This window comes from Pseudomonas sp. PAMC 29040 (assembly GCF_003994535.1).
Lineage (GTDB): Bacteria > Pseudomonadota > Gammaproteobacteria > Pseudomonadales > Pseudomonadaceae > Aquipseudomonas > Aquipseudomonas paraversuta.
Map to the genome: position 1 here is coordinate 58,015 of NZ_RZAA01000009.1, position 13,013 is coordinate 71,027.

Consider the following 13,013-nt stretch of genomic DNA (forward strand, 5'->3'; position numbering starts at 1 on the left):
AGCGGCGGCCAGATATCTTCCCCCTGGCCGCCATATCAATAGATTCTCACGAGTACTCAAAGCTCCTTTATGGATACCCTCGCTAAATTGCGCGCCGGCCAACTGGCGGGCTGCAAACGCCTTGATCTGTCCTGTGGACTGACCGAGTTCCCGGCCGAGATTTTTCAGCTGGCGGACTCACTGGAAATTCTCAATCTGAGCGGTAACGCCCTGAGCAGCCTGCCCGAGGATTTACATCGCCTGACTCATTTGCGGATTCTGTTTTGCTCGGACAACAGGTTCACCGAACTGCCCGAATGCCTGGGGCAGTGCGCGCAGTTGAGCATGGTTGGCTTCAAAGCCAACCGCATCACCTCAGTGCCCGGCACTTCGCTGCCGCCCCTGCTGCGCTGGTTGATACTGACCGACAACAGCATCGAGCACATACCCGAAGAACTGGGTCAGCGACCGTTACTGCAAAAATTGATGCTGGCAGGTAACCGCCTGCAACAACTGCCCACCAGCCTGGTTAACTGCAAGCGCCTGGAGCTGATCCGCCTGGCGGCCAACCAATTGCACGAAGTGCCCGACTGGCTGCTGACACTGCCGGGCCTGAGCTGGCTGGCCTATGCCGGTAATCCGCTGCACGAAGACGCCAGCGCGCAGCTTACAGCCGACAACACGCCGGACATTCACTGGTCACAGCTCGAGCTTGAACAAAAGCTGGGCGAAGGCGCGTCGGGCATCATCTCCAGAGCCCTTTGGAGCGCACCCGGCCAGGCAAGCAGATCCGTTGCCGTCAAACTCTACAAAGGCAGCATCACCAGCGACGGCTCACCGCTCAATGAAATGAACGCCTGCATTGCCGCCGGCCAGCATCCGAACCTGATCAAAGTCCTGGGCCGTGTCGCGGGTCACCCTGACAACACCGCGGGGCTGGTCATGGAATTGATCGATCCGTCCTTCGCCAATCTCGCCGCCCTGCCAAGCTTCGATACCTGCAGCCGTGACGTCTATCAAACACACACCCGCTTCAGCGCCGACTGCGCGCTACGCATTGCCCGCGGCGTGGCCTCGGCAGCCGGTCATCTGCACGCGCAGGGCATCTGTCATGGTGATCTGTACGGGCACAACATCATGTTCAATGCCCAGGGCGATTGCCTGCTCGGCGACTTTGGCGCAGCGTGCTTTCACGCCATTGACGACAGCCCGCACACCCGCGCCTTGCAGCGCATTGAAGTGCGTGCATTCGGGATTTTACTGGGGGAATTGCTGGAGCGGATCGACTCGGGGTTGAGCGATCAACAGCAAGAACGGCTGCACCACCTGCAGCAGCGCTGCATACAAGCCGATGTACTGGCACGCCCGGGTTTTGCCGAAATCACCCGGGCATTGGGCTAAAAGCCTGATGCAGTAGTCGCTGGCGCAGGCTGCGACAAGGAGCGCAGGGCTGCTGCCACAGGCAGCCTGTGGCAGCGACCGGGGTTATGCCAACGCCACAAACATCTCTTGTACGTCGTCCTGCTCTTCCAGCTTGGCCAGAAACTCTTGAACTTCAGCCATTTGCTCATCGGTCAAAGCGCTGACCGGGTTTTTCGGCTGATAGCCCAGCTTGGCCGACAATATGGTGAAGCCTTGCTCCGGCAGGGCTTTTTGCACGGCATCGAGATCCGTCGGCTCGGTGATGAACAGCGTAGTGCCTTCTTCTTCACCTTCCTCAAAGTCCTGGGCGCCAGCTTCAATCGCGGCCATCTCAGGATCTGCATCCGGGGCGTCCGGCTTGGCTTCGATCATGCCGACATGGTTGAAGTCCCACGCTACCGAACCCGAAGCGCCCAATTGACCCTTGCGGAATGCCACGCGGATTTCAGCCACGGTACGGTTGATGTTGTCAGTCAGGCACTCGATGATCAGTGGTACCTGATGCGGAGCAAAACCTTCGTACGTGACGCGGTGATATTGCACCGCCTCAGTACCGATACCGGCGCCTTTGTTGATCGCGCGCTTGATGGTGTCCGCCGGCATCGACGCCTTTTTGGCCTGTTCATATACCAAACGCAGATGCGAATTCATGTCCGGGTCTGCGCCATTACGAGCAGCGACCGTCAGCTCCTTGGCCAGCTTGCCAAAAATCTTGCCGCGGCTGTTGGCGGCGTCCGCTTTGTGTTTAACCTTCCACTGTGCGCCCATTACTCACTCTCTCAATCTGGTGTGTCGCGGCGGGTTGGCCGTCGAATGGGCGCAAGTTTATACGGCAAGAAGTCCTCAATCGACCAAAAAATCCAATCGATCGGTCCTCAACCTTTGTCAGCCTTGCCCGCAGCGGCGGCAAATTTGGCCAGACGCACGTCCAGATGCCTTGGCCGGCGCCCGTGGTCCTCCGCCCGTTCCTTGCGTCGAATGGCATTGCGCACCATCAACGAGCCCAGGTAGCGGATAGGTTCAGGCGGAAAATACCCCAGCGGACCATTGACCAGCGGCGAACGTGTCCAGTCGTTGGCCTGCCCCTGCACCAGCGAGGCCAGAATCTGCCCGCCCATGTGACAGGGCCCCACTCCGCTCCCTGAGTAGCCGAAACCATAAAACACATTGCCATGGCCGCTCATCTGGCCGAAGAACGGCAAGCCGGTCACTGAGCGGTCCGAGGGACCGTTCCAGGTGGCCTCGACACCCACCCCGGCAAATGCTGGAAAAAACTGCTGCAAACTTTTCTGCAACGACCCGGCGTAGGGCGAAGGCTGATCAAACACCGGCAGCATGCGCCCGCCATAGGCAAAGGTATTGCCGCCCTTGCCGAGCATGATCCGGCCGTCCGGAGTGTTGTGGTAGTAGTGCACAAAAATTCGCGAATCGAGCACTGTCACGCCGCTGGTCAGGCCGATCTCTTGCAGTAAGTCCGGGCGCGGCTCGGTGATCAGCATGTCGCTGGAGACAATCGCCACACTGCGGGAAAACTGCGGGAATGCCCTGGCCATCCAGGCGTTCATCGCCAGCACCACGCGCTCGGCGCGAATGCTGCCGGTCGGGGTCCGGATCAGGGCCGTGGCACCTTCTTCCAGACCGACCATAGGGGTGTTTTCATGGATCCGTACCCCCAGCTGCAATGCCACCCGGCGCAAACCGCGCACCAGTTTGCCCGGCTGTACACTGGCGGCGGCCGGAGAGAACCAGCCCTCCGCATGTTGAGCCGAACCCGCACGGCGCTGCACTTCGTCCACCGCCAGCTTGCTGAACGAGTTGATGGCCTGACGCTCCAGCGCTGCAATCACCCCGTCCGTCGAGCCGACCTGGGCCTGATTGGTCGCGGTGTACAGCGTGCCGTCCAGCCGGTAATCGGCATCTACCCCGTACTTTTCGCAGAACGCGCCAATGGCATAAATGCTTTGCTCGGAGGCCTTCACCAGGCGCACCGCCTCCTCTACCCCGAACAGACGCTCCAGGGTGAAATACTTGGCCGACCACGACAATGCGCAGCCGCCATTGCGCCCGCTGGCCCCTGCCCCGCAGATATCGGCCTCTATCAGCAGCACATCCAGCTGCGGGTTCTGCTCCTTGAGCATGATGGCCGTCCACAGTCCGGTATAACCGCCGCCCACAATGCAGACCTGGGCACGGGCCTCACCCGTCAATGCTTCACAAGGCTCGACATGTTCCAGGGCAAGCGCCTGCTCCAGCCAAAAAGGTCGCATGGATAGTTCTCCCACTCAGGTACGAAAAGGTTTGATCAACAACGGATGATTGGGCACGAAGGCACATTCGCGTTTGTACCCGTCAGGACGACTGTTCCAGTGCGGGATCAGTACCAGCGCGCTAAAGAGTGCGCAGACGGCAAAGACGATAAACACTGTAACCGTGTCGAAATAGCCCGGCAGCAGACCACCCAGCACCGCCCCGACCGAGCCGCAGCCGTTTACAAACCCCGCCGCCGTAGCACCGGCTTTGGCCGTACCAAAATCAATCGCCGCGGCGCCACAGATCATCGAATCCGGGCCGTACAGGGTCAGCCCCATCACAAACAGCAGGGCGACCACCAGCAGCACACTGCCGGACTGCAAGGCCCCCATAAAGAAAGCCAGGGAAACGGTTAGCGCCAGCAGACTCAGAATGCAGGCGGGCATGCGCCGGGCACCGAAGATCTTGTCCGACGCCAGCCCAATCATGATCGGCCCCAGCAAACCGGCCAGCTCAAACGCCGTAGGAATAATCGCGGCGCCAACCTTGCCCACTTGTGGCATCTGTTCGAAGACAATTACCGGCCCCCACAACAGAATCGCGTAACGCGCCGGCTTGAGCATGAAGTACGCAAGCCCCAGGGTCAGCACCGTTCGATTGCGCATGATTTCGCGTAGTGGCGCCCAGATACTGAGGCGTTTTTCCGCAGCTTCTTCCTCGGCCGTCATCTGCGGCTCGGGTTCGACGGCTGGCAAACCGACATCTTCAGGCTTGTTGCGCTGAAAGATGAAAAACAGTACCGCGACCACCGCCACTACCGCCGCACTGGAAATAAATGCCGCGTGCCAGGTGCCCATCAGGGTGTATGCCCACCAACCGGCAAACGGCGAAGCCACCAGCCCGCCAAAGGCATAACTCGAACTCCACAACCCCAGCACCCGACCACGTTGTTCTGCCGGAAAGAAGCTGCCAATGTTTTTGCACAACGCCGACCAGCCCGTGGATTGCGCCAGGCCCTGAATCAGCATGCATGTGGCGAAGATGGGCAAGGTGGCAAAAGTGCCCATCATCAGGGCAGCCAGGGCCGAGATGATCAGCCCGCCCATGACCACCACCCGCGGCCCATAGCGATCGGCGAGGATGCCCCAGGTAAATTGCCCGATGGCGTAAGCCGCAAGATAGACCGCATCGAGGTTGGCCATCGCCATCTTGTCCAGATGGAAGGTCGGATCTTCACCAATTCCCAGCTTTGCTACGGAAAATGCTTTGCGCGTGAAGTAAAAGGCCGCGTAGGCCAGCCAGGTGATGGCAAAAACCTGCATCCGCCAACGCTTGATGGTGCCAATGGACTTGTTCATGTCGGGTCTGACCTCTGATGTGGATGTGCCGGCAGAATCAGAAAAGATCGCCTGTTTTTTTATTGTGTTGAGCACTTCAATGCCGCTGTTCAGACCAGGGCGGCATCAATCAGACAAGCCATGACGGTCCTGTTTTTATTGGATTTCAGGATCGCTCAGGGGCATGTCACAACCCGGCGCTATCGAGGACATAACGCCGGGCCGGAATCGATCAAAGCAATTACTGACTAATAGGTAAAATCGATTTATCGTATTTCACTAATAAGCTCAGCTTGTAAGAGGTTGTCCGATGCCGGTTTCCCATGCGCAGTTGAAAGCCTTTCATGCGGTTGCCGTCCACGGCAGTTTCACCCGCGCCGCCGAGCGGTTGTTTTTGAGTCAGCCGGCAATCTCCGATCAGGTACGAAAACTCGAAGAGCGCTTCGGTGTTTTGTTGTTCCATCGCAACAAACGTTCGGTGCGCCTGACCGATCTGGGGGAGCGCTTGCTGAGCATCACCCAGCGCCTGTTTGTGGTGCAGGCCGAGGCCCAAGAGTTGTTACAGGACTCCCAGGCCCTGCAAACCGGCAGCCTGGTGCTGGCCGTAGATGCGCCTGTACACGTACTGCCGCAAATCGCCAGGTTCTGCGAACGCTACCCCGGCATCAGCGTCAAAATCGAAACCGGTAACACCGACGAATCTCTGGCCCGGCTGTTCAACTATCAGGCCGATCTAGCGTTGTTGGGGCGCGAGGTCAGTGATGACAGGCTGCTTAGTCTGCGATTGCGCAGTGATCCCATGGTGGCATTTGTTGCCCGCACCCATCCGTGGGCCGGTCGCAGTTCGATATGCCTCTCCGACCTGGAGGACACCCCGCTGGTATTGCGTGAAATCGGCTCTGTAACCCGCCAGACCCTGGAAGAAGAAATGAGTCAGGCGGGTCTGCGGATGCGGGCCGCGATTCAGGTGGAAGGTCGCGAAGCCGCGCGGGAGGCAGTGGTGGTCGGGATTGGCGTAGGGGTGGTTTCAGCGGCAGAGTTCGGCTCGGACTCACGGGTGATCGCCTTGCCCATCACTGACTGTAAACGACGCCTGACCGAGACCCTGGTCTGCCTGCAGGAGCAGAGTTCCCGGCGGGTGGTGGCGACATTTCTGGATATTGTGCGCGAGAGTTTGTAAGCCCTTGCCAATCGCCCCCGGGAAAGAACCACCCCCTCTGTAGGAGCGAGCTTGTCTCGCGAGCTTTTCAACCAAGCCGCAAAGAGCTCGCGAGACAAGCTCGCTCCTACGGGGTTTGTGCCGTGCAAAAATGCGGGAGACAAGGCAGATCGCAGCTTTCTCCGCCCAAGCCGGCAGGCACCCCATGCATGAGGTTGCAATTGCACCTGTAGGAGCGAGCTAGTCTCGCGAGCTTTTCAACCACCGCAAAGAGCTCGCGAGACAAGCTCGCTCCTACGGGATTTGTGCCGTGCAGAAATGCCGGAGACAAGGCAGATCGCAGCTTTCTCCGTCCAGGCCGGCAGGCACCCCATGCAGGAGGTTGCAATTGCATCTGTAGGAGCGAGCTTGTCTCGCGAGCCTTTCAACCACCGCAAAGAGCTCGCGAGCAAGCTCGCTCCTACGGGGTTTGTGCCGTGCAAAAATGCGGGAGACAAGGCAGATCGCAGCTTTCTCCGCCCAGGCGGGCGGGCACCCCATGCAGGAGGTTGCAATTGCACCTGTAGGAGCGAGCTTGCTCGCGAGCTTTTCAACCAAACCGCAAAGAGCTCGCGAGACAAGCTCGCTCCTACGGGATTTGTGCCGTGCAGAGATGCGGGAGACAAGGCAGATCGCAGCTTTCTCCACCCAGGCCGGAAGGCACCCCATGCATGAGACTGAAATTGCACCTGTAGGAGCGAGCTTGTCTCGCGAGCTTTTCAACCACCGCAAAGAGCTCGCTCCTATGGGATTTGTGCGTGCAGAGATGCGGGAGACAAGGCAGATCGCAGCTTTCTCCGCCCAGGCCGGCAGGCACCCCATGCATAAGGCTGCAATTGCATCTGTAGGAGCGAGCTTGTCTCGCGAGCTTTTCAACCACCGCAAAGAGCTCGCGAGCAAGCTCGCTCCTACGGGATTTGTGCCGTGCAGAGATGCGGGAGACAAGGCAGATCGCAGCTTTCTCCGTCCAGGCCGGCAGGCACCCCATGCAGGAGGTTGCAATTGCATTTGTAGGAGCGAGCTTGTCTCGCGAGCTTTTCAACCACCGCAAAGAGCTCGCTCCTACAAGGGATCTCCCACGAGGTGTCAGACCGTTTCAAATGCCGGGGCCAGTTCCATAAACGCCTTGATCAGCCGCAATCCGGCGCGCCGCTCCATGCAGCCGAGCATGTGCCGGTTGAGCAATCCGGCCCCGTTGATCGGCACCGCTCGTACGCGAGGGTCATGGCTGACCTCCAGCGACGACACGATCCCGATACCCAACTGTGCCGCCACGGCTTCGGTCACCGCCTCGCGACTATCCAGCTCCAGCAGTACCCGCGGTGTCACGCCGACGCCCTCGCATGCCTCATCAAAGGTGCGCCGGGTGATTGAGGTGGGCTCACGCAACACCATGATCACCTGGTCCAGCAGGGAAATGTCGATGCCATCCGCCAGCGCCAGCCATGGATGACTGGCCGGCACCAGGGCACAAATCCGGGACTCCCCGAGTGCCCGCAAAGTCAGCCCTTTACGCGGTTCAACCTCCGTCAGCACCGCCACATCGGCGTGTTCTGAAAGCAGGGCAGCCAGGGTTTCCTGAGCATTTCCCAGACGCAAGTTGACGGTGATCCCGGGGTAACGCGCCCGCAGGCTTGCCAGCATCGGCATGACCATGTGCGGACCGTCCGCCGCCACTTCAAGCCGCCCTGTGAGCAACTGGCGATTAGCCTCAAGCATAACCTGCGCTTCATCCACCAAACCGAACATGGCACGGGTGATGGCCGCCAGCTTTATCCCCTCCTCCGTCAGTTCCACACGCCGGGCAGTACGCCGCAGCAAGGTAATTTGATAGTGCTCCTCAAGGGTCTTGATATGCCCGGTCACCGCCGGCTGGCTGATAAACAATCGGGCCGCGGCGCGGGTAAAACTGCCCTCACGGGCCACAGCATCAAACGCACGGAGCTGGAACAAATTCATCGCATAAGTCTCACTGATGACTGGCATAACAATAAACAATTTGATTGATATCAACTCAAACTGCAACTTATGCCGTGTATCCAGTAGCCATCCCAAAGCTTGTGAGGAAACCAGAATGAGTACTGTCGCGCCGATCCTGCTGACCCCTGGCCCACTGACCACTTCGGCGCGTACCCGCCAGGCGATGATGGTCGACTGGGGTTCATGGGATGACAGCTTCAACCAGCTGACCGCCAGCCTCTGTGAGCAACTGCTGGCCATTATCAATGGCGCCGGGAGTCATCACTGCGTGCCCTTGCAGGGCAGCGGCACCTTCGCCGTCGAAGCCGCAATCGGCACACTGGTGCCACGCAATGGCAACGTTCTGGTCCTGATCAACGGCGCCTACGGCAAACGCCTGGCAAAAATCTGTGAAGTTCTGGGCCGGCGTTTCAGCACCTTTGAAACAGCCGAAGACCAGCCCACTACTGCCGCTGACGTTGAACGCCTGCTGCAGGCCGATCCGGGCATCACCCATGTGGCATTGATTCATTGCGAAACCAGCACCGGGATTCTTAACCCGCTGCCGGAAATTGCTGCAGTTATTGCCCGACATGGCAAACGTCTGATTATCGATGCCATGAGTTCTTTCGGTGCCCTGCCCGTCGATGCACAAAAAGTACCCTTTGATGCGCTGATCGCGGCCTCGGGCAAATGCCTGGAAGGCGTACCGGGGATGGGCTTCGTATTCGCCCGCAAAGAATCACTGGCTGGCGCAACGGGTAACTCCCACTCACTGGCAATGGACCTGCAAGACCAGCATGCCTACATGGCCAGGACCGGACAATGGCGGTTCACCCCGCCGACCCACGTGGTCGCCGCCTTGCATGAAGCCCTGCTGCAATACAACGAAGAAGGTGGCTTGCCGGCGCGTCACCGGCGCTACGCCGACAACTGCCAGGTGCTGCTCGACGGCATGGCCGCACTGGGCATTCGCAGCTTCCTGCCAGAGTCAATCCAGGCTCCGATCATCGTCACGTTCCACGCGCCGAAAGACCCGCGGTATCAGTTCAAGGAGTTCTACGAGCGCGTCAAGGCCAAGGGTTTCATCCTGTACCCGGGTAAATTGACCCAGGTCGAAACCTTCCGTGTGGGCTGCATCGGCCATGTCAATCAGGCCGAAATGCAAGCCGCGGTGAACGCTGTGGCCCAGGTGCTGCAGGAAATGGAAGTGCAGGAAATCTGAAGTTCGCAACGCTCAAAACCAACCTAATTATTGCGTGCGGCCACGGCTGCTCATACAGGACTTACTGACATGAACTACACCAATCCGAGCAAACTTCAGGCCGCCATTCTCGACTGGGCTGGCACCGTGGTCGACTTCGGCTCGTTCGCTCCGACGCAGATCTTTGTCGAAGCCTTCGGCGAGTTCGACGTCCAGGTCTCCATCGAAGAAGCCCGCGGGCCGATGGGCATGGGCAAGTGGGATCACATCCGCACCCTGTGCGATCAGCCTCAGGTCGCCGAGCGTTACAAAAAAGTATTTGGCCGCACACCCACCGACGAAGATGTGACCGCGATTTATGAGCGTTTCATGCCACTGCAAATCGAAAAGATCGCTGACCACTCGGCACTGATTCCCGGCGCTCTGGAAACCATTGCCGAGCTGCGCCAGCAAGGGATCAAAATCGGTTCGTGCTCGGGCTATCCGGCACAAGTGATGGCCAAGGTGGTCGAGCTGGCCGCAACCAACGGCTACATCGCCGACCACGTCGTTGCCACCGACGAAGTTCCCAACGGTCGCCCGTGGCCGGCCCAGGCACTGGCCAACGTGATTGCCCTGGGTATCGACGATGTGGGTGCCTGCGTGAAGATCGATGACACCGTTCCGGGTATCCTCGAAGGTCGTCGGGCCGGGATGTGGACGGTGGCACTGGTGTGCTCCGGTAACGCCCTGGGCCTGACCTACGAGCAGTACAAGGCGCTCGACGCGCAAACCCTGGCCAGCGAACGCAAACGCATCCACGCCTTGTTCGAAGGCTCACGCCCGCACTACATGATCGACACCATCAGTGATCTGCCGGACGTGATTGCCGATATCAACAAGCGCCTGGCCAATGGCGAGATGCCACAAAGCAGCTGAGTCTGCAGAAACAAAAACGCGGCAGCCTGTGACCAGGTCTGCCGCGTTTTTTATTTGCAGGTCGGCGCGTCTAAAGCTTCAGACCTTGTGCTGCTGTTCGACCCACTTGGCAAATTCGTCGATGAACTTCTGCAAAAATGGCCGGGTTTTCTCGGACAATTTGCCCGCCGCATCAAACGCATCACCTGCTCCGCTCAGATAGGCTTCTGGCTGTTGCATGCACGGCACATTGAGAAATACCAGCGACTGGCGCAAATGATGGTTGGCCCCGAAGCCACCGATCGCCCCCGGCGAGACGCTGATCACGGCTCCCGGCTTGGCGTTGAATACGCTTTGACCATAAGGCCGGGACCCGACGTCAATGGCGTTTTTTAATACCCCGGGGACCGAGCGGTTGTACTCAGGAGTGACAAACAGTACGGCATCGGCCGGACGGATCAGATCGCGAAAGGTCGTGTAAGACGCAGGTGGCGGCGTCACATCAATGTCTTCGCTGTACAGCGCCAGTTCGCCAATCTCTACAATCTTCAGTTTCAGCTGGGCCGGTGCCAGTTCTGCGAGCGCCAGGGCCACCTTTCGGTTAAGGGAATCCTTCCTCAAACTGCCGACCAACACTGCAACGTTGTAGACCTTGCTCATAAAAAACCTCGAGAGTCTGGCGATAGGAAGACTAGTTATAGATGATCGGAAGCCTTTCTTGCACCCCGGTTCACCTTATCGGCTTGCAAGCCTGTAAAGTAGACGGACTATTTTTTCCAAATCGTTAAACTTCCCCTACTGATCAACGGTCTACAGAACCGCAAATTGGGTGTTTATCTCCAGAGGTTCTCTACAAATGGCTGCAGTTCTCGTTGGGCAATTTCATGCAAGGGACGCGGAAGGTCGTGTCTATTCCGTGCATGAGTTTGAAAATTTAGAAGCAACAGGCGACCAGCCCGTAACAACGTACAAACTGGCTATTGGCGATCGCGTCAAAAAGACTGATGACGACAACTTCGAACTGGTGCAGTCGGGCGTCATTCTGATTCGCGAAACCGAGTATGTCGCACCTGTAGTCCCTGTAATCCCTGCATAACCTGCTGCACTCGGCATACCGCTGAAGTCACAGGATGAGACTTGGGTCAGGCTTCACAACGCTGAAACCTCATCCGCTGAACATGGACTTCACGCATGCGCTTACGCCATATCGAAGTGATTCAGGCCATCTTGCAGACCGGTAGCCTCGACCATGCTGGCGAGCTGCTGCAAATGCCAGTGGCCACCCTCAGTGCCACGCTGCATGAGGCCGAGCAACAGCTCGGCTTCATGTTGTTTGCCAGCGTACGCGGACGGCTGCAGGCCAGCCGCGAAACCCTTCTGCTGCAACCCCTCGCCAATCAACTGTACCTGGACTTCGAGCCACTACGCCGGCTTGCCGACGCCTTGCGCCAGCATCAGGAGCCCGTATTGCGCGTGACCTGTAGCGAAACACTGGCCCAGACCCTGCTGCCCTACAGCATTGCACTGCTGCGACGGCGCATTGCCGATACGCCCAGCACCTTGAGCAGCGCGCCCTGCGGCGAAATCGCGCGCCGCTTGTTGATGGACGAATGCGATGTGGGCTTCAGCCTGCACCCGGCTGAACAACCGGGCATTGATTGCCTCAAGCTGACCCAGGGCAAGGTGCAGTTGCTGGCCCCCCACGGCTGGTTATCCCCCAAGCAAAAATACATAGGTCTGCAAGATCTGGCAGGCCAGGCAATGATTGGCCTGCAACACCAGGACCCGCTGAGCCGCGTGCTGGACAGCAAGCTGCAAGCCTTGCGCCCGGCACCCGTGGTGCAGATTCAGGTTCAGAATTATCAGATGTTGCGCAGCATGGTGGAGGCTGGCGAAGGGTTGGCCCTGGTCGACCCGTTTACCGCTGCGGGTGCCAAAGCCGGCGGGCTGGACGTGTGCCCGCTCTCGCCTGCGATCCCGGTGACCCTGTATGCACTGACTCCCAAGGGCTCGGAGCCAGCCCCGGCGTTGCAGGCATTGTTCGATATCGTGCGGCAGAAGGCCGAAGCCTTGCTGGCTGATCAGGGGTTGATGGCGCTGTAATCGAATCGTGCATCTTGCTGGCGATCCCGTCGCCGGCAAATCAGTTCCTGCAACGTCAGCAGTTGTTTTCGAACAACAGATACCAAAAAATCGCGACCTCGCGGGTCAGCGGGTCAATGCCTCGATAACGCAGATGATCGATACCCCCCACCTGATACCCGCAGCGCTCATACAGCCGACAGGCGCCAATGTTGTTGTTCTGGGTTTCAAGCATGATGCCTGGCAGTTTTTTCTTCAGGCTCCAGAACCTGACCACGCCCAGTAATGACTTGGCCACACCATGGCGCCGGGCACAGGCGGCGACAGCCAGTTCATCGACATGGGCAAAACCGTTCCAGTTGGTGCTGACCACAACATGGCCGACCGGCTGGTTGTCCAGATACGCCATGAAGATCGCACTGTCTGGCGCCCCGCGGTAGCTGGCGAATTCGTCAGGGTCAATCCCGTAGCATTTGCGGTAAGGCGTGATCGTATCCAATGGCCAGTGCTCGACCTTTTTATGTTGGTCGACACGGGCATAGGCACAGACGTCAAAACTGAAATCATTGCCCCACACGTAGGGAGCAAAGCCTTCATCGGCCAAACGCACAGAGACTTCCGGGTCCTTTGGATTCATAACCAGGTACATGAAAAATCCTTCTTCGTGCGCAATAGCCCCGGCGTC

Annotated in this window: 13 protein-coding genes; 7 read left to right on the forward strand and 6 right to left on the reverse strand. The window is 58.8% G+C overall.

The window, feature by feature from the left end:
- Window positions 1–69 precede the first annotated feature (69 nt).
- The gene (locus WG29040_RS16840) at window positions 70–1,380 is read left to right on the forward strand and encodes a leucine-rich repeat-containing protein kinase family protein (RefSeq protein ID WP_127196565.1); all 1,311 of its coding nucleotides are present in this window, start codon (window positions 70–72) and stop codon (window positions 1,378–1,380) included.
- An 84-nt stretch (window positions 1,381–1,464) separates the two neighbouring features.
- Here WG29040_RS16840 and WG29040_RS16845 read toward each other — a convergent pair whose 3' ends face one another.
- The 3 genes from WG29040_RS16845 to WG29040_RS16855 form a co-directional block, all read right to left on the reverse strand.
- Window positions 1,465–2,169 (reverse strand): YebC/PmpR family DNA-binding transcriptional regulator, encoded by a 705-nt coding sequence (locus tag WG29040_RS16845; protein ID WP_127196566.1) that lies wholly within the window; start codon window positions 2,167–2,169, stop codon window positions 1,465–1,467.
- Window positions 2,170–2,276: 107 nt separating this feature from the next.
- The gene (locus WG29040_RS16850) at window positions 2,277–3,668 is read right to left on the reverse strand and encodes an FAD-dependent oxidoreductase (protein ID WP_003441406.1); all 1,392 of its coding nucleotides are present in this window, start codon (window positions 3,666–3,668) and stop codon (window positions 2,277–2,279) included.
- Window positions 3,669–3,683: 15 nt separating this feature from the next.
- The gene (locus WG29040_RS16855) at window positions 3,684–5,009 is read right to left on the reverse strand and encodes an MFS transporter (protein ID WP_003441405.1); all 1,326 of its coding nucleotides are present in this window, start codon (window positions 5,007–5,009) and stop codon (window positions 3,684–3,686) included.
- Here WG29040_RS16855 and WG29040_RS24585 point away from each other — a divergent pair.
- A complete protein-coding gene (locus WG29040_RS24585) occupies window positions 5,008–5,133 on the forward strand; it encodes a hypothetical protein (RefSeq protein ID WP_255401988.1) in 126 nt (41 codons plus the stop codon). The two genes, WG29040_RS16855 and WG29040_RS24585, sit on opposite strands and share 2 nt — an antisense overlap.
- 165 nt (window positions 5,134–5,298) lie before the next feature.
- The gene (locus WG29040_RS16860; protein ID WP_010655825.1) at window positions 5,299–6,168 is read left to right on the forward strand and encodes a LysR substrate-binding domain-containing protein; all 870 of its coding nucleotides are present in this window, start codon (window positions 5,299–5,301) and stop codon (window positions 6,166–6,168) included.
- Window positions 6,169–7,272: 1,104 nt separating this feature from the next.
- Here WG29040_RS16860 and WG29040_RS16865 read toward each other — a convergent pair.
- Entirely contained in the window at window positions 7,273–8,145 is an 873-nt protein-coding gene (locus WG29040_RS16865; RefSeq protein ID WP_010655826.1) for a LysR substrate-binding domain-containing protein, read from the reverse strand.
- Window positions 8,146–8,260: 115 nt separating this feature from the next.
- Between WG29040_RS16865 and WG29040_RS16870 the strand changes: the two genes are divergently transcribed.
- Both WG29040_RS16870 and phnX read left to right on the forward strand, forming a co-directional pair.
- Window positions 8,261–9,370, forward strand: a complete 1,110-nt coding sequence (locus tag WG29040_RS16870; RefSeq protein ID WP_060781811.1) for a 2-aminoethylphosphonate--pyruvate transaminase — start codon at window positions 8,261–8,263, stop codon at window positions 9,368–9,370.
- Between the two features lie 69 nt (window positions 9,371–9,439).
- Window positions 9,440–10,267, forward strand: a complete 828-nt coding sequence (gene phnX, locus WG29040_RS16875) for a phosphonoacetaldehyde hydrolase (protein WP_127196567.1) — start codon at window positions 9,440–9,442, stop codon at window positions 10,265–10,267.
- 78 nt (window positions 10,268–10,345) lie between these two features.
- Here the strand turns inward: phnX and WG29040_RS16880 are convergent, their stop codons facing one another.
- Window positions 10,346–10,906 carry an NADPH-dependent FMN reductase gene (locus WG29040_RS16880; RefSeq protein WP_003441395.1) on the reverse strand — a complete coding sequence of 187 codons (561 nt, stop codon included), beginning with the start codon at window positions 10,904–10,906 and terminating at the stop codon, window positions 10,346–10,348.
- 196 nt (window positions 10,907–11,102) lie between these two features.
- On the opposite strand from WG29040_RS16880, the gene WG29040_RS16885 reads away from it, so the two are divergent.
- Complete coding sequence (locus tag WG29040_RS16885; RefSeq protein ID WP_003441392.1) at window positions 11,103–11,342, forward strand: hypothetical protein; 240 nt, start codon at window positions 11,103–11,105, stop codon at window positions 11,340–11,342.
- 95 nt (window positions 11,343–11,437) lie between these two features.
- Window positions 11,438–12,349 carry a LysR substrate-binding domain-containing protein gene (locus WG29040_RS16890; RefSeq protein ID WP_003441390.1) on the forward strand — a complete coding sequence of 304 codons (912 nt, stop codon included), beginning with the start codon at window positions 11,438–11,440 and terminating at the stop codon, window positions 12,347–12,349.
- Window positions 12,350–12,404: 55 nt separating this feature from the next.
- On the opposite strand, the gene WG29040_RS16895 is transcribed toward WG29040_RS16890, so the two are convergent.
- Window positions 12,405–12,977, reverse strand: coding sequence for a GNAT family N-acetyltransferase (locus tag WG29040_RS16895; protein ID WP_127196568.1), 573 nt, complete (start codon window positions 12,975–12,977; stop codon window positions 12,405–12,407).
- Window positions 12,978–13,013: the final 36 nt, after the last annotated feature.

Bases quoted from the DNA above. Each gene is read 5' to 3' on its own strand.
- WG29040_RS16840 (WP_127196565.1), top strand. From the start codon at position 70: ATGGATACCCTCGCTAAATTGCGCGCCGGCCAACTGGCGGGCTGCAAA.
- WG29040_RS16845 (WP_127196566.1), bottom strand. From the start codon at position 2,169: ATGGGCGCACAGTGGAAGGTTAAACACAAAGCGGACGCCGCCAACAGC.
- WG29040_RS16850 (WP_003441406.1), bottom strand. From the start codon at position 3,668: ATGCGACCTTTTTGGCTGGAGCAGGCGCTTGCCCTGGAACATGTCGAG.
- WG29040_RS24585 (WP_255401988.1), top strand. From the start codon at position 5,008: ATGTCGGGTCTGACCTCTGATGTGGATGTGCCGGCAGAATCAGAAAAG.
- WG29040_RS16855 (WP_003441405.1), bottom strand. From the start codon at position 5,009: ATGAACAAGTCCATTGGCACCATCAAGCGTTGGCGGATGCAGGTTTTT.
- WG29040_RS16860 (WP_010655825.1), top strand. From the start codon at position 5,299: ATGCCGGTTTCCCATGCGCAGTTGAAAGCCTTTCATGCGGTTGCCGTC.
- WG29040_RS16865 (WP_010655826.1), bottom strand. From the start codon at position 8,145: ATGAATTTGTTCCAGCTCCGTGCGTTTGATGCTGTGGCCCGTGAGGGC.
- WG29040_RS16870 (WP_060781811.1), top strand. From the start codon at position 8,261: ATGAGTACTGTCGCGCCGATCCTGCTGACCCCTGGCCCACTGACCACT.
- phnX (WP_127196567.1), top strand. From the start codon at position 9,440: ATGAACTACACCAATCCGAGCAAACTTCAGGCCGCCATTCTCGACTGG.
- WG29040_RS16880 (WP_003441395.1), bottom strand. From the start codon at position 10,906: ATGAGCAAGGTCTACAACGTTGCAGTGTTGGTCGGCAGTTTGAGGAAG.
- WG29040_RS16885 (WP_003441392.1), top strand. From the start codon at position 11,103: ATGGCTGCAGTTCTCGTTGGGCAATTTCATGCAAGGGACGCGGAAGGT.
- WG29040_RS16890 (WP_003441390.1), top strand. From the start codon at position 11,438: ATGCGCTTACGCCATATCGAAGTGATTCAGGCCATCTTGCAGACCGGT.
- WG29040_RS16895 (WP_127196568.1), bottom strand. From the start codon at position 12,977: ATGTACCTGGTTATGAATCCAAAGGACCCGGAAGTCTCTGTGCGTTTG.